This window comes from Martinezella multihospitum, assembly GCF_900094585.1.
In the GTDB taxonomy this organism is placed as follows: domain Bacteria; phylum Pseudomonadota; class Alphaproteobacteria; order Rhizobiales; family Rhizobiaceae; genus Rhizobium; species Rhizobium multihospitium.
The window spans coordinates 832,997-853,658 of sequence record NZ_FMAG01000004.1; the positions used below are offsets into that span (position 1 = coordinate 832,997).

The 20,662-nt window shown below is 60.2% G+C and carries 9 protein-coding genes; 5 read left to right on the top strand and 4 right to left on the bottom strand.

Annotated elements, in window-relative coordinates:
- Positions 1-19 precede the first annotated feature (19 nt).
- The 4 genes from GA0061103_RS20000 to GA0061103_RS20015 all read left to right on the top strand — a co-directional run bounded on the left by GA0061103_RS20000 (position 20) and on the right by GA0061103_RS20015 (position 14,272).
- Positions 20-1,933 (top strand): non-ribosomal peptide synthetase, encoded by a 1,914-nt coding sequence (locus GA0061103_RS20000; RefSeq protein ID WP_092714145.1) that lies wholly within the window; start codon positions 20-22, stop codon positions 1,931-1,933.
- Entirely contained in the window at positions 1,930-10,023 is an 8,094-nt protein-coding gene (locus tag GA0061103_RS20005) for a hybrid non-ribosomal peptide synthetase/type I polyketide synthase (protein ID WP_092714147.1), read from the top strand. The genes GA0061103_RS20000 and GA0061103_RS20005 overlap by 4 nt, the downstream gene beginning before the upstream one ends.
- Positions 10,020-12,503: a condensation domain-containing protein gene (locus tag GA0061103_RS20010; RefSeq protein WP_092714149.1), complete on the top strand. Its 2,484-nt coding sequence runs from the start codon at positions 10,020-10,022 to the stop codon at positions 12,501-12,503. The genes GA0061103_RS20005 and GA0061103_RS20010 overlap by 4 nt, the downstream gene beginning before the upstream one ends.
- A 167-nt stretch (positions 12,504-12,670) precedes the next feature.
- A complete protein-coding gene (locus tag GA0061103_RS20015) occupies positions 12,671-14,272 on the top strand; it encodes a glucosamine inositolphosphorylceramide transferase family protein (protein WP_092714151.1) in 1,602 nt (533 codons plus the stop codon).
- On the opposite strand, the gene GA0061103_RS20020 is transcribed toward GA0061103_RS20015, so the two are convergent.
- On the bottom strand, positions 14,242-14,979 hold the full coding sequence (locus GA0061103_RS20020) for a 4'-phosphopantetheinyl transferase family protein (RefSeq protein ID WP_092714153.1): 738 nt from the start codon (positions 14,977-14,979) through the stop codon (positions 14,242-14,244). The two genes, GA0061103_RS20015 and GA0061103_RS20020, sit on opposite strands and share 31 nt — an antisense overlap.
- Position 14,980: 1 nt before the next feature.
- Positions 14,981-16,165, bottom strand: coding sequence for a DegT/DnrJ/EryC1/StrS family aminotransferase (locus tag GA0061103_RS20025; protein WP_092714155.1), 1,185 nt, complete (start codon positions 16,163-16,165; stop codon positions 14,981-14,983).
- Between the two features lie 212 nt (positions 16,166-16,377).
- Between GA0061103_RS20025 and GA0061103_RS20030 the strand changes: the two genes are divergently transcribed.
- On the top strand, positions 16,378-18,096 hold the full coding sequence (locus GA0061103_RS20030; RefSeq protein ID WP_245304814.1) for a GMC oxidoreductase: 1,719 nt from the start codon (positions 16,378-16,380) through the stop codon (positions 18,094-18,096).
- Between the two features lie 86 nt (positions 18,097-18,182).
- On the opposite strand, the gene GA0061103_RS20035 is transcribed toward GA0061103_RS20030, so the two are convergent.
- Together GA0061103_RS20035 and GA0061103_RS20040 are read right to left on the bottom strand one after the other, a co-directional pair.
- Positions 18,183-19,010 carry a methyltransferase, TIGR04325 family gene (locus GA0061103_RS20035; protein ID WP_245304815.1) on the bottom strand — a complete coding sequence of 276 codons (828 nt, stop codon included), beginning with the start codon at positions 19,008-19,010 and terminating at the stop codon, positions 18,183-18,185.
- A gap of 48 nt (positions 19,011-19,058) precedes the next feature.
- Positions 19,059-20,603, bottom strand: a complete 1,545-nt coding sequence (locus GA0061103_RS20040; protein WP_245304816.1) for an oligosaccharide flippase family protein — start codon at positions 20,601-20,603, stop codon at positions 19,059-19,061.
- Positions 20,604-20,662: the final 59 nt, after the last annotated feature.

Genomic DNA, 20,662 nt, shown 5'->3' on the forward strand with positions numbered 1-20,662 from the left:
GACAACCCGGAGAGCGATAATGATTGACCGCGAGGCGCAGGCAGACGCAATTGGCGCAGCAAGCATGCATTACGATCGCAATCTTTGCCTTCAGCAAATGCTGCGCGAACAAGCCAGAGCAGCACCGGAGGCAACAGCTCTTGTTTCCGGCGACACTCGTATCACGTATCGTGACCTTGATCGCATATCCGATGCGCTGGCGTTGCACTTGATAAAGGTAGGCGTCCACAAGGCCGATATTGTCGGCCTCTTTCTGCCGCGCAGCATCAATGCGATCATTTGTACCTTGGCCATACTGAAGGCCGGCGGCGCCTATCTCCCGCTCGATCCAGCCTTTCCCGTGGAGCATCTCGACTTCGTCATCGCAGAATGTGCTCCCAAGGTCATTTTCGTCGACTCCCCCCATGGCGAGAAGCTGGCCAGCGTGCCGAGCATGAACGGCAGGGTCATCGAAGCGGATGCCATTATCACGGAAATGGCGCATCGGCCCGGCGCAACCATGCCGTCCATCGAGATAACGGGCGGCGATCTTGCCTATATCATGTACACATCCGGCTCGACCGGGCGGCCCAAGGGGACGATGATCTGCCATCGCAGTATTTCGCGGGTCGTTCTCGATCAGAACTATGTCGAATTCCACCGTAATGACGTCGTCCTGCACACGGCCACCATCTCCTTCGACGCATCGACACTCGAAATCTGGGGTGCGCTCCTCAATGGCAGCACTTTGGCAGTCATGCCCGATACCGATTTCTCGATTTCACGGCTGTCCGACTTCATGCAGGAGACGGGTGTCACTATCGCCTTCCTGACGACCGGGCTGTTCAATCTCTTCGCCGATCATGCCCGCGCGACCCTGCCGAGGCTTCGCCATATCCTCTTCGGAGGCGATGTCGGCTCGGCCGTCCACGCCCGCCGTTTTCTGGAGCACTATCCCGGCTGCAAGCTCACCAATGCCTATGGGCCGACCGAAACAACGGTCTTTGCCACCGCTTTTCAGGTTCTGCCGAGCTTTTCGGGCACCGAGCTGCCGATCGGCAAGGCAATCGCTCATACCGGTGTAGCGATATTGGACGAGGAACTGCGTGTCGTTCCTGCAGGCATTGAAGGCCAATTGGCGATATCGGGCGACGGGCTCGCCATCGGCTATTTCAAGCGGCCGGAGCTGACGGAACAGAAATTCGTCACGGTCGAAATCAAGGATGGCGCAACACGCTTCTATCTGACGGGTGACGTGGCCTGCCTGAAGCCGGACGGCACCGTCACCTTCAAGGGACGCCGCGACCGGCAGATCAAGATCAACGGCAAGCGCATCGAACTCGATGAGATCGAGGCCGCGCTCCGCCGCGATCCACGCCTTGCCGACGGCATCGTGCTTTGCCACATACAGGGCGAGAACCTCAAGCGCATCGTTGCCTATCTGTGCCCGAAGGAAAGCCATGTGGGCGCCGGCGCCGATCTGGCGCAAGGCGTCATGACGACACTGCGCGCGGCTCTTCCCGCCTATATGATCCCGAATGCCACGGTCATCGTTGATGCCCTGCCGCTGACGCCGGCCGGCAAAGTCGATCGTTCGAAATTGCTGCCGCCTCCGGTCGAAACCCAGACGAAGCCTGCAGATATCAGGAGCCGGACGGAGGAGCTGCTGACGGCGCTATGGCAAGACGCATTGGCGCTCGAAGGCGTCGATCTCGACCGGAACTTCTTCGATCTTGGCGGCACGTCCCTTCAGCTGATGGAAATTCATGCCGGTCTCGAAGAGGCGCTCGGTCACGCGATCGACGTGGTTGCGTTGCTGCGTCATCCAACCATTCGCGAACTGGCGCTTCACCTGGATGGCCGCACATCCGGCCCAACCCGTCTTGCCGCCGCGGCGCAGCGTGCCGCGCTGCAGAAAAAAGCGATCTCTCATATCCGCAGGAGCTCCTTATGAAAGGGAATCACCAGGACAATGGCAAACAGCGTGATTTCGAAGACAATGAGGACCTGAGCGAGCAAATTTCCGGGCACATCGCCATTGTCGGCATGTCCGGCCGTTTTCCCGGCGCCCCCTCGGTGCAGGCGCTCTGGCAGCTCGTGCTCGAAGGAAAGAACGCATTTTCGCTTTTCTCACCGGATGAGATCGAAGACGCGTTTACCGACGAGGAGCGGGCACAGCCGAATTATGTCGCCGCAAGGCCCCATCTCGACGGTGCCGATATGTTCGACGCCGAGTTCTTCGGCATGTTTCCGCGCGAAGCCGCCATTACCGATCCGCAGCACCGGATCTTCCTCGAAATATGCTGGGAAGCCCTCGAGGACGGCGGTTACGATCCGCAGCGTTATGACGGCCTGATCGGGGTTTTCGCCGGCTCTTCGATGCCGACCTACCTGATCAACAATGTTCTGCGCGATCGCGCCAAGGCGGAAGAGTTCACATCGAACTACCAGATCGGCTGCTTCCATGAGCTTGTCGGCGCGCTCAACGACACGCTGGCGACCCGCATCGCCTATAAATTCAACCTGCGCGGTCCAGCTTTCACAGTGCAATCCGCCTGCTCAACCTCGCTCCTCGCGGTTTCCCAGGCATGCCAGAACCTGCTGACCTATAGCTGCGACATGGCTCTGGCCGGCGGCATTTCCGTTACCATTCCGCAAAAGCGCGGCTATATCTACCAGGAAGGCGGGATGGCCTCACCCGATGGAACCTGCCGGCCGTTCGATGCCAACGCAGCGGGAACGGTTTTTGCCAGCGGGGCGGGCGTCGTCCTCCTGAAGCGGTATGAGGACGCGCTCAAGGACGGCGATCACATCTATGCGGTCATTCGCGGCTATGGCATCAACAATGACGGCAGCGACAAGGTCGGCTTCACGGCGCCGAGTGTGGAAGGCCAGGCCGAAGCGATTGCCACGGCTCTCGCCAATGCGGCCGTCGATCCCTCGACCATCGGCTATATCGAATGCCACGGCACGGCGACACCGCTCGGCGACCCCATCGAATTCAACGGATTGACGCGCGCCTTCGCGCAGGACCCGTCGGGATCGGCCCGCTGTGCGCTTGGATCGGTCAAGGGCACCATCGGCCATACCGACGCGGCAGCCGGCGTGACAGGCCTCATCAAGACGGCGTTGGCTCTGCGTAGCGGGAAAATCCCGCCCATGCCGAATTATCACCAGCCCAATCCGCGCATCGATCTTGAGAAGAGCCCTTTCTACATTCCGGCAACGGCAACCGAGTGGCCGCAGGGACAAACGCCGCGAAGAGCGGGTGTCAGCGCTTTCGGCGTAGGCGGAACAAATGTTCATGTCGTTTTGGAGGAGCCCCCCTACCCGCCGGCTAAGTCGGAAGAGGTAGAGGGCCACTACATTCTCCCCCTTTCGGCCCGCAACAAGCAGGCGCTTGCCGAGATGCGCACCAATCTGAGCGACCATCTCGCCGAAAATCCGAAGCTTTCGATGGCGCAACTGGCTCACACACTTCAAACCGGACGACGCGAGTTCGGCCACCGGCTGGCCGTTGCCGCCGAAAATATCGAGGAAGCGATCCTCAAGCTGACGACGGAGAGCTACCAGCCCCTCGTCGCCGCCGATCAGCCGTCCGTCGCCTTCATGTTCCCCGGTCAGGGCGCGCAATATGTCGGCATGGGTGCCGGGCTTTACCGTTCGGAACCGGAGTTTGCGCGCTGGATCGATCGCGGTTCCGAGCTTTTGAAGATGACGCTCGGGCTCGATCTGCGCGACTACATCTGCCACACCGGCTCAGCGACGCAGGCCATCACCGACGAGCAGCGCGAAACCCGCATCGCGCAGCCCTGCCTCTATCTTGTCGAATATGCGCTTGCCCGATTGTGGCTCAGCCGCGGCGTCAAGCCGTACGCCATGATCGGTCACAGCGTTGGCGAGTTTGTTGCCGCTACGCTCGCCAACGTCATTTCGTTCGAAGACGGTCTCCGTCTTGTGGCCAATCGCGGCCGGTTGATGCAGCATCAGCCGCAAGGCGCGATGGTATCCGTTCGCGCCGATGCCGCAACGACGGCCTCCTATCTGCACGGCGCGGTGGAGATCGCCGCAATCAACGCCCCGAAACTTTGCGTCATCTCCGGTCCATTTGCCGATATCGAGACGGTTTGCGCAGCACTTTCGGAAGCTGAGATCGCCTTCAGCCGGCTGCACACATCGCACGCCTTCCATTCCGCGATGATGAACGATGCGGCTCTGGCACTGCGCCAGGAGACCGAGAAGGTGACCTACGGCACGGCCACCATCCCCTTCATCTCCGGTGTCACGGGCGATTGGCAGACCGCCGAATCCGCAACCTCCCCGGATTACTGGGCCATGCATTGCCGCGACGCTGTTCGCTTTGCCGACGGGCTTGCCACACTTTGCCGCGACCGCAAGCCGGTTCTTCTCGAAGTGGGGCCAGGGCGTACGCTGTCGGTCTTTGCCGCACAGACGATCGCACGAGACGGTCTTGCCGCAGTCGTACAAAGCCTGCCCGAACATGATCGGGCATCCGCCGCAGCGGCAACTCTTGGCGAAGCTCATGGCAAGCTATGGATGGCCGGCTGCCGTCTCAACTGGCCAACCTATCCTTCCGCCGCACGGCAGCGGCTGTCCCTGCCAACTTATCCCTTCCAGCGGCAGCGCCACTGGATCGATGCCCCGCCACCCGCCCGCCGTGCATCGACCCAGCGCCCGCATGCCGAAACCGACAATCGGCCGGTCGCCGAACCCCTTGTCTCTGACGTCAACCTTACCGGGGAGAATCGAGCAATGAATGTTGCAGCACCCATTCCCACCTCCAACCGTCTGCCGCAATTGGAAACGGCTCTTCTGACCTTGCTCAGCGACATGTCGGGCGAAACGCTCGGGCCGGACGAGCGAGCAGCAACCTTCCTCGAGCTCGGCTTCGACTCGCTTTTCGTCGGCCAGTTCGCTCAGCGCATCGAGAAAGACTTCAAAGTCAAGATCTCCTTCCGGGAACTGCTGAGCGATATTCCCTCCGTTGCCGACCTGGCTGTCTATCTCGATCGGCAAATGCCACCGGATGCCGTAAAAATAGCAGAACCATTGCCCGCGGCCCCCATCGCTGCTGCATCGATGCCAGCCATGCCGGTTTCGGCACCGATGCCAATCATGGTGCCTGCTCCGCAGGTCGCATCGATACCGGCCGGGGTATCGGATCTTGCGACGGTGCTGCAATCCCAGATCCAGATGGCGCAAACGCTGTTTTCCCAGCAGCTACTGATGCTGCAGGCCATGCAAGGCGGAGCTCCTGCTGCCGCAGTACCAAGTGTGCTGCCCGCAGCACCCGTCGTGCCGGCGCCGCAAGCTGCAGCAAGCCAGCTCTCCTCCCCGTCGGCTCCGGTAGCTCCCGCAGCACCTGCCGAAAGCGATTTCGGCACCGAACGCATCAAGCTCTATCGCCCGAACGCCAAGAGCGTGACCTCCGAGATTTCCGCCGCCAAACAGGATTTCATCACCAATCTCACCAAGGCCTATGAAACCAAGAACGCCAAGTCCAAGTCGTTCACACAGGGCCATCGCGGACACCTGGCCGATCCCCGCTCGGCATCCGGCTTCCGGGCGGATTGGAAAGAGATGGTGTTCCCGATCGTCTGCGATCACTCCAAAGGTGCCTATATCTGGGATATCGACGGCAACCAGTATGTCGACCTGGTCAACGGCTTCGGACAGACGGCCTTCGGCCACGCGCCTGATTTCGTGATCGACGCCGTCAAGGCTCAAGCCGACCGTGGATTTGCCATCGGTCCGCAGACGCCGCTTGCCGGCGATGTTGCCAAGATGATTGCCGAAGTGACCGGCCATGATCGGGTGACCTTCTGCAACACCGGCTCGGAAGCCGTCATGGCCGCGATGCGGCTGGCGCGCGCCGTCACTGGCCGCGATCGGGTCGTGGTCTTTGCCAACGACTATCACGGCCAGTTCGACGAGGTTCTGGTCAAGGGACGCAATCGCGCCGACAAGCCGATTGCTCTGCCGGTCGCCTCCGGCATTCCATTGGCCTCCGTGTCGAACATGACGGTCCTGCGCTACGGTGCGCCGGAAAGCCTCGATTTCATCCGCACAAACGCAGCCGATATAGCGGCCGTCATCATCGAGCCGATCCAGAGCCGTCATCCGGAATTGCAGCCGCGCGAATTCGTCCAGGAATTGCGTGATATCGCCACCAAGTCGGAATTCGCCCTCGTCTTCGATGAGGTCGTCACCGGCTTCCGCGTCGATCCGGGCGGGATGCAGGCGATCTGGGGCGTCAAAGGCGACATGGCGACCTATGGCAAGGTCGTCGGCGGCGGGATGCCGATCGGCGTGCTGGTCGGCAGCCCGCGTTTCATGGATGCACTCGACGGCGGCCATTGGACCTACGGCGACAATTCCGTTCCCATGACGGCACCGACATTCTTTGCCGGCACCTTCGTCCGCCATCCGCTGGTGCTCGCCGCCGCCGAAGCCGTGTTGCATCATATCAAGGGAGAAGGCTCCGCCCTCTACGACCGTGTCGCCCAGCGAACGGAGGCACTCGTGGCCGAGATCAAAGCCGATCTCGCCAGACGCGGCATCGCCGATGTCGTTCATGGCTACAAGAGCTGGTTTGCCACCGACTTCTCCAGCCAGGACCCGCTTGGCGCGCTGTTTTATGCGCAGATGCGGCTGAATGGCGTCCATATACAGGACGGTTACCCCTGCTTTCTGACGACAGCGCACAGCGAGGACGACTTCCGCTCCATCGCGAAAGCCTTCCGCGACAGTCTGGACGCTATGCAGGCGGTCGGAATATTCACCGCGGTCAAGGAGCCAACCCTATCCCCGATGCCGATAGAGGCATCTGTCGCAAGGCCGCAATCCGCGCCACTGACGGAAGCGCAGACGGAAATATGGCTTGCGGCCCAGGCGGGCGACGAAGCCTCCTGCTCGTTCAATGAATCCTTTTCGCTGACGCTGGAGGGGCAGCTGGATGAAAAAGCCATCCGGAAGGCTTTCGACGCCGTCATCGCCCGCCATGATGCGTTTCACATTCGCTTCGACCGTGGCGGCGAGCATTTCCAGTTCATCCCGGACTTCAAGCCCGACCTGCCGATCCTCGAGGGTCTCGATGAGAAAGGCCTCGCCGACGTCATTGACGACGAAGCGCGTACCCCCTTCGACCTCATCAACGGGCCTCTTGTTCGCGCGAGCATCGTCAAGCTGACGCCAGAAAAGCATGTGCTGGTCTTCACGGCTCATCACATCATCTGCGACGGCTGGTCGATCAATACCTTCGTCGAAGAGCTGGCGACGGCCTACGAGGCCTATAAGGCCGGCAATGTTCCGGAATTCCAGCCGGCGCTTTCCTTCGCCACCTATTCGACCGACCTTTCACCCAGGCCGGAGAAATCGCAGACGACCGAGCAATTCTGGCTCGATCAGTTCAAGACGGTTCCCGATCTTCCCGATCTGCCGCTGGATCGCCCGCGGCCGGAATATCGCAGCTTTGCCGGCGGAAGCTGCACCGGCTACATCGGCGCCGACGTCTACAAGACGCTGAAGAAAAGAGGGGCGAAGTCGGGCGCCACGCTATTTTCGACCCTGCTCGCGACGCTCCAGGTGATGGTATCACGGCTATCGGGCCAGGATGATATCGTCATCGCCATCCCCTCGGCCGGTCAAAGCCTGCTTGACGGCCAGATCCTCGTTGGCCATTGCGTCAATCTGCTGCCGTTGCGTCAGGCCGTATCGCTGACGGAACCGTTTGCGGCGCACCTGAAAGCAACGCAGCAGCTCGTCTTCCAGGCCTTTGAACATCAGGATTACACCTACGGCACGCTGGTGCGCAAACTGGATACCAAGCGTGATCCACGCCGCCTGCCGCTTACTGAAATCCAGTTCAACCTCGAGCGCATGGCCGGTGGATCGTCCTTTGGCGGCCTCAAGCCGACCATCGAACCGAACGCAAAAGCCTTCTCCAACTTCGACCTGTTCTTCAACATGATCGAAGCGAGCGACCACATCCGCATCGATGTCGACTACAACGCCGATGTCTTCGACCGCACGACCGTGGAACGATGGATCGGCCATTTCTCGACGCTGGCGGCAGCCTTGGCCAAGGATATGGATCACAAGATCGGCGAGCTGCCGCTGCTTTCCGCGGCGGAGAAGTCCTGGCTGGTCGACGATCTCAATCGGACGGCAATGCCTTACGATCACGATCAATTCGTCTTCTCGCTCTTCTCCAAGCGCGCAGCCGAACATCCGGATGCCGTTGCTGCTCAACATGACGGCCAGTCGATCACGTATGGCGAACTGGAAAGCCGATCGAACCAGCTGGCCCTCTACCTCCAGATGGCGCTTCCGGACCCGGGTCAGCGCATCGCCATCCTGGTCGAACGGTCACTGAACATGATCGTCGCCCTCCTTGCCGTCATGAAGGCGGGGCATACCTACGTGCCGATGGATCCGGCGCATCCGGAGCCGCGCCTGCGGCAGACGCTGGAAATCGCCCGCATCCGCAGCCTGATCTGCGACAGCGACGAGATGGCCCGGCTGGCAGCGACGGATATCCCTGTTATCCGGCTCGATCAGGATGCCAAGGCGATCAACTCGATGACCGGCCTCCCGCTGAAGACCTTGCCCGTCGATACCACAGCATCGGCCTACATCATCTTCACATCCGGTTCGACCGGTATGCCGAAGGGCGTGGAGGTCTCGCATCGGTCCCTGACAAACTTCCTGCTCTCCATGGCGAAGGAACCGGGCTTTAGTGCAGAAGATACGCTGGTCGCAGTCACGACGATCTCGTTCGACATAGCGGGGTTGGAACTCTACCTGCCACTGATATCGGGCGGTAAGGTCGTCATCGCCAGCCGCAGCCAGGTGCAAGACGGTTTCGCTCTCGCAAAGCTCGTCTGCGACCACGACGCCACGGTGCTGCAGGCAACGCCCACGCTTTGGCAGATGCTGGTGGAGGCGGGCCTGAAGGACCGGCCGGCGCTGAAAATGCTCTGCGGCGGCGAGCCCCTGCCGAAGGAACTGGCACGCTCCCTGCTTCAGATCGGCGGCGAGCTCTGGAACATGTACGGTCCGACGGAAACGACGATCTGGTCGTCGCTGCAGCGCATCACGGACGCCGATCAGCCGATCACGATCGGCCATCCGATCGCCAACACCCAGCTCTTCATCCTCGACCAGAGCGAGAATATCGCGCCGGTCGGCGTCATTGGCGAACTGCACATCGGAGGCGACGGGCTTGCCGAGGGCTACTTCGATCGTCTCGATCTGACGGAGAAAGCTTTCGTTCCGCATTGCTTTGCTATCGGCAGGCCGATGCGGCTTTATAAGACCGGCGATGTCGGACGGCGGCTTGCCGATGGGTCGCTGCAGCTGCTGGGGCGGCGTGACCAGCAGATCAAGCTGCGCGGCTTCCGCATCGAGCTCGGCGACATCGAGGCCGTCATCTCCAAGGTGGAAGGTGTGCGCCAATGTGCGACCGTCGTCGCTGAAAACGCCAGGGGCGATCGTTCCTTGGTCTGCTACATCGTGCCGGCTGCGGAGGGCGGCGATGCGCTTGCAGCCGATATCGCGGCACATGCCAAAGCCAATCTGCCGACGCATATGGTGCCGAGCTTCTGGGTGATGGAAAGCGAGCTGCCGCAAACCGGCAACGGGAAGCTCGACCGCAAGACCTTGCAGCAGCGCGGTGTGCCGCAGCGTGGTGCGGCACCAACCAAGGTCCAGCCGAAAACCGAGATGGAACAACGGCTGCTGGCGATCTGGCAGGACGTGCTGAACCTTGGCGACATCGGCATTGACGACAATCTCTACGCGCTGGGCGCCGATTCACTTGCCATATTTCGCATCGCTGCCCGCATGCGCGACAACGGGCTGCCGCTCGAGGCAAAACATCTATTGCGCCATCCGACGATTGCCGCGCTGGCCGCCTTTGCCGACGCCCAGGGAGAGGAACCATCCGATCCCGTGCATCTCCACATTCCATCACTGCGAGATTTTCGTAACGGCGCGCGCCGCGGCCTGGGGGCATCTCTATGAGTACAGTCGATAACAGTCCAAGCGGTTCGCTTGCCGAACCGCAGATCATCGGTGAATTTCCGTGTACGCAGACACAGCTGCGCTGCTGGATTCTCGATCAGCTCAATCCCGGCAACCCCGCACTCAATGTCGCGGTCCGGTGGGAGATCCGGGGGGTATTCAGGGTCTCGACCCTTGAGGCAGCCTTTCGAAAGATCATTCAGCGTCACGAGATCCTTCGAACGCGCTTTATCGAGAGGAACGGCAGGCCCTTCCAGCAGGCCGTCAGCGACGTCAACTTCAAGATGTCGGTGATTGATCTGCGCGGCATGCCGCCGGAACAGCGCCAGGCACGGATCCTGTCGATCGGCGAGGAGACGGCGCAGGCGCCATTCGATCTCAGCATGCCGGGCCTGTTCCGCGTCACACTGCTGATGGCCGAAAACGAGCGCGGCTTCCTGCTGATTACCGCTCATCAAAGCTGCTTTGACGGCTGGTCCATCCGTGTCCTCGGGCGGGAGGTCGGCGAAATAGCTGCAGCCATCGATGCCGGGCGTGCACCGGCCCTGCCCGAGCTGCCCTTGCAATATGGCGACTACGCCCTCTGGCAGCAGGAATATCTGCAAAGCTACGGCTTCGAGACGGAAAAAACCTTCTGGCGCGAAACTCTGCTCGATGCCCCTTATTTCGAAGTCATTTCCGACCGGCCTCGCGGTCAGGTCAAAACCAATCGCGGCGATATTCTCTCCATTGTCCAGCCACCCGCCTTCACCGACCGCATGGATGCGGCCGCGCGCGCGCATTGCGTCTCGCAATATAGTTTCGGCGCCGCCGTCCTCAGTGCAGCCCTTCATCGCTTGACCGAGGCCCCGACCGTGCTCTTCGGCTCGCAGATCGCCGGCCGCGAACATAGCGATCTGGAGGATATGATCGGCGTCTTCATCAACAATCTGGTGCTGCGTTTCGATTTCGGCTCCGATGTCACCTTTGCGGAGCATATTCGTTTCGTCAGCGCGACAATCGAAGGAGCGCTGAACCATCAGCGCATGCCGTTCAACAAGCTCGTGGAACTGGTCAATCCGGTGCGCGATCCGGCTCGCAACCCGCTGATCTCGGTCAACTTCAATCTGCAAAAGGCCTTTCTCGAGGATCGTCGCTACGGCAGCTTCGAGCTGATCAGCTCGCCCTCGCAATCCCCCGGCGTCATCTACGACCTCAGCTTCATCATGATCGGACGGCCGACCGGCTGGCGCATGTCGATCGAATACAATGCCGACCTGTTCGAAGCCAGCACCATCGAAAGCCTCCTGCAACTATGGAGGAACGCTTATGAAATTGCTCTCGATCGCCCTGAGGCGCCGCTTTCTTCGCTCGTTGCGCCGGAACGGCACCTGGCAGCTTCCACCAAGACTGCGCCGATGGATGGCGCCGTCACAGGCAAATCGCCACCGAATACGCGAATGGAAGCGCTTGCTGAAATCTGGAAGGAAGTCCTACAGGTTCCGCAAATACGCCCGGATGATGATTTCTTCGCGCTCGGTGGCCACTCGCTTCTCGCGCTCCGGCTACTATCGGAAACACGCGCCAGATTCGATGCAAGCCCGACATTGCAGCTTTTATTCAAACAGCCGACGTTTGCGGGCTTTGCAGCTGCGATCTTCGATAGCGAGGAGATCGAGAAACCGCGGGAAAAAGCAGTAAACCCGTGGGAGCTGATTACCTGCAAACATGGCGCAGGAACCGGCGCGGTCTATACCCTCAACCATCCATTCCTGTACTACCGCCTTGCCAATGAATTGCCGGACGAGATCTCGGTATACAACGTCAACATGTTCCATGCGGATCTGACGGGCGGCCTGGATCGTCTCAGCATCGAGGATATCGCCAGCCATGCGATCGATGCCATGCAGATCGGCAAGGCCGTGGGCCGCATTGCCATCGTCGGGCTCTGCGTCAATGGCGTCCTTGCGATGGAACTCAGCCGGCAACTGCGCGAAAGAGGCATGGATGTCGGCGTCACGGCCATCATCGATGCCTGGGCTCCAGGCTACTTCGCCTCCTTGCCCAAGCGGGAACAAGCGCGATGGCACCGGGAGCGGCGGCGCAAGCGTCTTGCCTATTTCACCCGGAAACTGCTGTCCCGCCGTATCCGGCTGATCGACTATCTCAAGGAGTTCGAAGTCTCACTGGCGCTTCTGAGGATCTTTGGCGTCAAGGCCGGTCAATACTCGCCTGAAGAGGAGGCGAACGAGGCCGTTACCAAATTGCTGGTGATGGCAGCGCGTCGCTACAAGCCGCCACAGACAAAGGATGAGAGTGTCGTTCTGCTTCGAAGCAGTGCGACCAATCCTCGGGCGCGCAAGATGCGCTTTGGATGGGGTGATGCGGTCGGAGAGGACTGCATGGTGGTCGACATCGACGGCTGGCACGAGGATTCGCTGACCAGCAACGGTATCCGCGACCTGGCGTCGACGCTCTCGGGTAAACTCGCCGACGACTAGAGCGGTTCAGTTTTTCACGGAATATCTGAACCGCTCTAGCTCTTTGTTTTCACGCAATTCCGGACGGAAAAGCACTGCGCACTTTTCCTGGAATTGCCCTAGGTAGCCACCAATGCAATGTCCCGGAACAATGTTCGGGAAAGGGCCGAGCCATAAGAGGAAGAGCTATGAACGAGACCAAGCCATTGAGGGTCGGCATTCTCGTCGCGCGCGGACATGCGCTCGAAAACTGGGAGCTGATGATCCTGGACCGAATTCTGGCCGCCCCGGGTCTGGAGCTTGCAGCCGTGCTGACCCAGCCTTATCCGTTCGGCGACGGCAAGACATCGAAGCTGTTCTCCTGGAGTGCGCGACTGGAGGCCCAGGCCCTTGCCCGTCAACCCGCCTATTCACCAAAGCATTTCAATAGCCGGCGTCATTTTATCGACTGCTACGAATCCGATGACGACAAGGCATGCCCCCCCGACAACATCACGCCGGCATCGCTGCGCCGTCTGAAGCTCGACCTCGTCATCCGCATGGTTCCAATGAGCATGGCCGACGACGCGATCGCCGCTCTCCCATTCGGAGAATGGGCCTTCAACCTCTCCGACCGGCGATCGGCCGACGTGGATTGGTACGGCTATGCCGAGGTCCTTGCCCGCGCGTCGACTGCCGATCTGGTTCTCTATGCCAAGTGCGGCGGCAAGGCCGGCAGGTTCGAGATTGCGCGGGCGTCGTTCAACATCAAGCCGAGTGCCGCGCGATTGAGCGCCTTCGTGCGGGAGCGCAGCGTCACCCTTCTGCTGCGGGAACTGACGCGACTCGCCGACACCAGGCGGTTCGACCCATCCGCTTTCGCTGGCTCGATCGTCGATCAGGCACCATCGCCCGGCGACCTCTTTCGCTACGGCTGCATCGTCGCGGGATCGGTCTCGGTCAAGGCATTCAAATCGATCAGGGCGAGACTCCGCGCCGAGTCGGCCATATGGACGCTTTATACGGGACACGGTCACATCGATGATTTCGATCCGAGCAAGGCGGTCGAAATTCCACCTTCCGACAACAGCATCAAGGCCGATCCGTTCCTGTTTCAGGAGGATGGCAAATGCTACCTGTTCTATGAGGCCTATTCCCATGGCGACCGCAAGGCGCATATCGCGGTCGGCCGTTTCGACGGCGATGCGCTCACACAGGTCGGGGTGGCGCTGGAGCGCCCTTACCATCTCTCCTATCCATTCATATTTCGCGATGGCGATCAGATCTTCATGATACCGGAAACGCATCAGGCACGGCGGCTCGAGGTCTGGCGCTGCTGCGAGTTTCCGCTGAAATGGGAGCTGCATGCCACGGCCTTCGAGGGCCAATCGCCGGCCGATAGCGTCTTGATCCACCATGGCGGCAAATGGTGGCTATTCACCAACCTGTCGGATTTCCATGCTTACGAAGACCATTGCAGCGAGCTCTATCTGTTCGAGGTCGACGGCCCGGCGCTCACGGGCATAAGACCCCACAAGCGAAATCCCGTCGTCATCGGCAGCACCGAGGCGCGAGGCGCAGGTCGCATCTTCGAACGTGGCGGCAGACTCTTGCGGCCCTCGCAGCACAATGCGTACGGCATTTATGGCTATGCTCTCAACATCATGGAGATCGAGAAACTCACGCTCGACGACTATTGCGAGCGCCGTATCCGCACCGTTACCCCAGCTTTCAAGGCCGGGCTCCACGGCTGCCATCATTTCGATGCCGCCAACGGGCGCTACATTCTCGATGCGCGGCTGACCATCTGACTGATATTTCCATTGCGATAGCGCAGGCATACTTGGTGCCCGCCGGTCGAGGCGACAACGGCGCCAGCGAAGTTGGCCGGTGTCGCAAGCTCCAGAATGGCCCAGTTCTGTGGTGCATCCTCATCCCCCTCCAGCCGTTCCAATCGCGATTGTTTCGATCTGTCGAAGGTGACATCGAAACTATCGAGCGGCAGCGACAAGCCGGCACCATGAGCTTTGATGAACGCTTCCTTGCGCGTCCAACAGCGATAGAAACCATCCAGGTAGCCGTCAGCCGGCAGAGATCGAAGCGTCTGGTACTCCTTGCGGGAGAAGAACCATTTCGCAATATCTTCCTTCAGGAATCGAATTTCCTCGATATCGATGCCGAGTTCATAACGATCGGAAACAGCAAGCACGGCCAGGTCGGCGCTGTGGCTGAGATTGAAGTGGATGGGACAAGCACCGCCGATCGCGACGTAGGGCTTGCCGTTGTCGCCATAGTCGAAGCCTATCGACCGCGGAGAAATGCCGAGATAGCGCCCGAGGATCACCCGCATTCCGGTCCTGGCGGCGACGAAACGATGCCTGTCGCGATCATGGACGAAGCGAATGGTCCGAACGCATTCGTCGAGCGACAGCAATGTGATGTACATGCCGGGATCAGGCAACGGCATGTCCAGCTTCCAGTGCCAGACATCGATTGTGTCAGGCCCGATATTCTCCATGTCAGATCGTGGCGTAGAAGAGATTGGCGTTCTTCGATTTGGCCTGCCGCGACATCCGCCGGGCCATATAGGCGACCAACGCGACGGGATAGTTTTCTCCAAGGCTGATGCGGCAGCTGCGCTTCAGGATATCGAGTGTCTGCGCGCAAAGTTCCGGCGTGTATTCGATCTTCCGATCGGTCCAGTGGAAGGGGTTCATCGCCGGATGGCCGGTGCGTTGCTGCAAAACAGGTTGCCAGTTGGTATAGACATGGCGGCTGGAATCGAAGAGCCGATAGACACCGCGCTTGTTTTCCTCGGCAAATCTCTTGGCCTCGTCCGACGTCTCGAAGATGACGTGGAGGCCTGCCGCATTGCCGATATCGTTGTGAGGCCCCACCATGATCTGCGCGCTCTTGGCGAAGATTTCGCTCATCACATCGTAGCGCTCACGCATGCGGGCAATCATCGGATCAAGCTTTTTCAACTGCACGTTCAGCATGGCGCCTTGAATCTGGCTCGCCTTGAAATTCACCCCCAGCATGGGTGGCTCGTTGGCGTTGTCGAGATGGCCGCGAAACATGGAGCCGATGTCGTGATACATCCGGGCACGCGCAAACAGCCGTGCGTCGTTGGTGACAACGGCCCCGCCCTCCCCGCAATTGATATTCTTGAACTGATTGAAGCTGAAAGCCCCGAAATCACCGATCGTCCCGACCCGCTTGGTCTTGTAGTGCAATCCGACAGCCTGGCAGGCATCCTCGATGACCACGAGGTTGTTCTCGCGGGCAATGCGCATGATGCTGTCCATATCGCACACCATGTTCGACATATGGACTGGGATAATTGCCCTCGTCTGCGGCGTGATCTTACGCAGGATGTCCTGCGGATCCATGGTGAGCGTGTGGTCGATATCGACCAGGACCGGCACCGCGCCGGCGGCCAGCGGAGCAGCAGCGGTCGCGATCCAGGTATAGGCCGGCACGAGCACTTCATCTCCGGGGCCGACGCCGGCGGCAACCAGCGCCGAGATCAGGGCGCCCGTCCCGCTGCTCGTGGCCAACGTGTGGCGCACACCGAACTTGGTGGAAAAATCGGCTTCGAAGCGCCCGAGCGGGCCGCCAGTCTCGTCGCTGTAGCGTGCCAATTTGCCCGAGGCAAATACCGGCGCGAGCGCCAACCACTCCCGTAACCCCACCTTGGCCATGATTTTCGCTCCCAGGAAACTCGGCATTTGCTGATGAGCCTAGCCTGTGATTGCCGCATTTTCAGCATGGACTTCCGACTGAACGGAGCGCCGGAACCGATCAGATCACCTATCCGAAATCGGTAGATATCGCACGCACCTATGCCAATCGAACAGTTATCCGCACGCTCGCGATGCTGGTAAAAAATGGGAAAACGGGCGGGAAAACGATCATGATAACCAGTGACTTGAGATCTATGCCGGAAGGGATTGAAATACATGCCGATATTGCGATTATCGGTGGGGGGCCGGCGGGAATTGCGATCGCCCGCGAGTTTGCCGATACCCGCATTCGTGTCCTTGTCATCGAGAGCGGCGGCCAGGATTACGAGGCGGAAATCCAGGCGCTGAATTCCGTCGAAAACATTGGTGAGCCATTCGTTTCGGCGAATGCCGTGCCTGAAGGGCGGGGCTATACTGGCAGGCTGGCATGGCTGAACGATGTTCCCGCATTCGAGCTGCGAAATCGCATGCTCGGCGGCAGCAGCCATACCTGGATCGGCAAATGCGCCGCCTTCGATGACATCGATTTCCTGAACCGGCCTTGGCTGCCGCTTTCTGGCTGGCCGATCGATCGCGAGCAACTGCTGCCTGCTCTCGATCGTGCCGGCAAACTGCTCAACCTCGGGCCTAATCTTTACGATGAACGCCTCTTCGCGCTGCTCCATTCACGCCCGGAGGATCTCGGTCTGGACAAGCAGCTTCTCAGGCCCTTCTTCTGGCAATTCAGCCATATGCGCCATCCGCGTGCCGAGCCGACACGCTTTGCCCGACTTGCAGGCGATATCACGGCCGCGAACATAAGCCTTCTGACACATGCCACGGTGACCGAGATCAATGTCGACAGCCAAGGCCGTAGGGTGACCTCCCTCAATCTGCGGAACGCCATCGGCCGGAGCGCAACTGTCCGTGCAAACACGATCGTTCTTTGCGGCGGGGGCGTCGAGAATGCACGCCTGCTGCTTGCATCCAATTCCCTGCTGCCGGCGGGCATAGGCAACAGGCATGGCGTTGTCGGCCGCTATCTCTGCGACCATCCCCGCACATCGCTCTGCCGCTTCGCAGGGCGCGACATCGACGCGATCGCACGGCATTTCAATTTCTATGGCCTCAGCCATGGTGGACGCACGCATTTCTATCTCAGGGGCCTGTCTTTGAGCCCTGGAATTCAGGCACACGAAGGTCTTACCAACTGCGCCGCCTATCCTGTGCAGCTCCATGCTCGGGATGATCCCTGGGCGGCGCTGAAGCGCTTGACGAAGGGTGCAGGCAGGACCGTCATCGGAGACCTTGCAACAGTCGCGAGATCGGCTGACATGATCACCTCCGGGCTCTACGAACGTCTCGTGCGCAAGCGCGGCCTGCCGCACCGCTCGACGGAATTGCGCTTCGACGTCATGGTCGAGCAACAGCTCAATCCTGAAAGCCGTGTCACACTCGCGCAGCAGCGTGATCGCTTCGGTCAGCCATTGCCACGGGTCAACTGGAAGATCGGTCAGTGCGAAATAGCCAGTGTCAAACGGCTTGCAGAATTGATCTCGAACGAATTCGTTCGCGTTGGCTTACCGAAACCAACGCTGCCGGATTGGATCACGGCAAGGGAGAACGCCCTGCCCGTCTTCATGGATATGGCGCACCCTTCCTGCACCACCCGCATGGGGACTGACCCACGAACGAGCGTCGTCGATGCCGACGCCATGGTACACGGCATCGATGGCTTGTTTGTTGCCGGCAGCTCGGTATTCCCGACGCCGGGCCACGCCAATCCGACGCTGATGCTACTCGCCTTGTCTATCCGCCTTGCCGATCACCTCAAGCAACGGCACGCGGCCACGCAATTGCACAGAGCGTATCATCGGAGCGAAGCGGACCTATCGCTCCATCATGGCTAGAACCTTCTGCTCGAATCGCGAAAATGCACCGGCCTTTTTGCGTAATTCCCGGCGGAAAACCGCTATGCACTTTTCCCGGAATTGTCCTAGCCCAGCCGAAAATAGAAACCGGCGCTCTCGCTACGGCCGAGTTCCGGGTGCGTGTCTATGGCGTGTGACAGGGAGGGAATGGACCAGCGGTCGACCTGCTTGTAGCCGAGCCTTGCGATATCGTCGATGAAGTCCGCCTCGTTGCGCATGTGATAGGGGACATAGGACCTGCCGATGCGCTCGAGCGTGACGATGGTACTGCCCTTGCGCAGCGCAACCTTGTTAAGGATCAGGTGCTGCGGCCGCGAGGGCATTTGCGATAGCAATCCGGACAGCGGCATATCGAGATATTGCATCAGCCCCGATCCAAGCAACAATGGCATCTCGCCGGCATCTGCGATCCGATCGACAAAGGACAGGCTCGTCAGGCCTTCCTTTTCGGCAAGGCTCTGCCCGGCGCGGACGATGGCCGGCAGATCGTAGACGACCCAGCGAAAAGCGCCGTCGAGCGGCAGCAGAGGACGGAAGGCGCGATATTTCGTGCCCATGTGCCCACCAGCATCGACGAGGCCATCGATCTCGTGCAGCAAATTGCGGACCCAGAACAGCACCGGATAGTCCCAGGGCGTCACCTCACACATTTTGGCGAAGGCGACGGTTGCGATCTCATCGTGATCATAGCCGGCCATGGTCTGCCTTCGGGCGGCAGCCATGGCAGCCTGATAGGTGTCATAGGCGCCCGTAAACCGCCGTGGAAAGGGCAAGAGATAGTTCAGCCGTCCTCTGGCAAGGCGCAGTGGCGAAAGCCCTTGAGCGGCCGTCTGTGCGGCGCTCTTCAAGGCCGAGCGCGCATGCGCCGACCATGACAAATTGGATTGCAACAAAGCCCTCATCCTGCATCCCCCTATCTCTATCTATCCTGTCGTCGCCGATCATCGCCTGCCCGAGAGAATCGAAACCGCGCCTCCACTCATCTTCTCCAGAGCCAGAAGTGTGCAGATATAGATTGCGCCGCCCGAGACCACCTGCAGCAACACGGTCAGCACGCGCTGCATGCTGAGCGATCCGGCGAAATAGCCGAGCCCGTAAACCGCTGACGCCATCAACACGACGGCAACGGCAAGATAACCACTCTTGCGCAGCACACGCCCCCACCGAAGGCCGCCATAATTCTTTTGCAAATGCATCGATGTGAAGAAGGAGATCAGCGACGCCAAACACTGTCCCCAGGCAGCCGCGACCACGCCGAAGGGCGCCAGAAGCAGGATCAGGGAGACGGAGACCACTGCATTCAATAGCAGAGTCGGAGGCATGCGCCTGATATTGCCCGACAGGGATAGAAGAGCTTCCGTAACGTAGCCCGGCATCAACAGGATCTGTTTCATCGACAGGATCGCGACCAGAATCGCCGCTGGCGCCCATTTTTCGCCGAGTACGATATCGATCAAATCGGACGATATCAGCGAAAGGCCGAGATAGATCGGCGTCGAAATTGCCATGAGAACCGTCATGAAGACGGTTGCGGAGGGGCCGGCGTCGCGAACCTGCCTTCCGTCCACCCCGATCACGATCGCAGCCCGGCGAAACAACGTCCAGGCCAACATTCGCGCCGGTTCGCCGATGAGTTCGGAAAATGCTGCGACGACGCGTTCCGCGACGCGATAATAGCCCGCCTCCGCAAGGCCCAGAAAGCTGCCGATCGCGAGCGTTCCGGAATAGGAGCGGAGAAAGAGGATCAGCCGGTTCGACAGGATATGGCTCGAAAATTCGAGAATCTCGCGTGCGAAAGGCCAGGTGAGATACAACTTGGGACGCCAGGCGAGCACGGCTACCGAGCCGGCAAGACAGACCAGTTGCGAAACGAGCCGGCCGGCCGCGAGCGAAAACACGTTCCAGCCAAGCCAAAGCCCCAGCATCGCAACACAGAGCCCGGCAATTTCGCTCGCTATCCGAATAGCGGCTTGTTTGCGCAGCAGGCCGCGCGCGACCAACAACCCATCGTAAACGGCGTAAAGAGACGATGGCAAAAACCAGCAGCTGAAAAGAACGAGGAGAAGCGCTTCATGCGGCCTGCCGAAAACGAGCCAGGCAATGGCGGCACCCAGCAGCCCGACGATCGTGACCAGCACGCCGGCGACGATCGAAATCGTGCCGATCTGATCGAGCTCCCGATCCGTGCACTCGGCCTTCATGACGAACTCGCCCCATCCCCCTTCCGAGATCACGACAAGCATGACGACGATGGCGGAACTGAACGCGTAGAGACCGAATTCGGCCGATTCCAACACGCGGGCGGCGACGAGGAATATGAGAAGCTGGACGACCTGAGATACGACTTTCGAAACAAGCGTCGAGGCTCCGTCGCCGATGATCGCAGGCATGCGGGCGCGTAGCCAGTGACGCAGGCTCGCCCAGACAGTGCGCTTGGGGCGAAGCGGAAAGCTATCCATCAGCGCACCGTCGCGGTAAGTAAACACGAGCAAAGCCGGCCTTCGCATCGCCCGGTTGAGAAATTTCGTTGAAAAATAACATGATA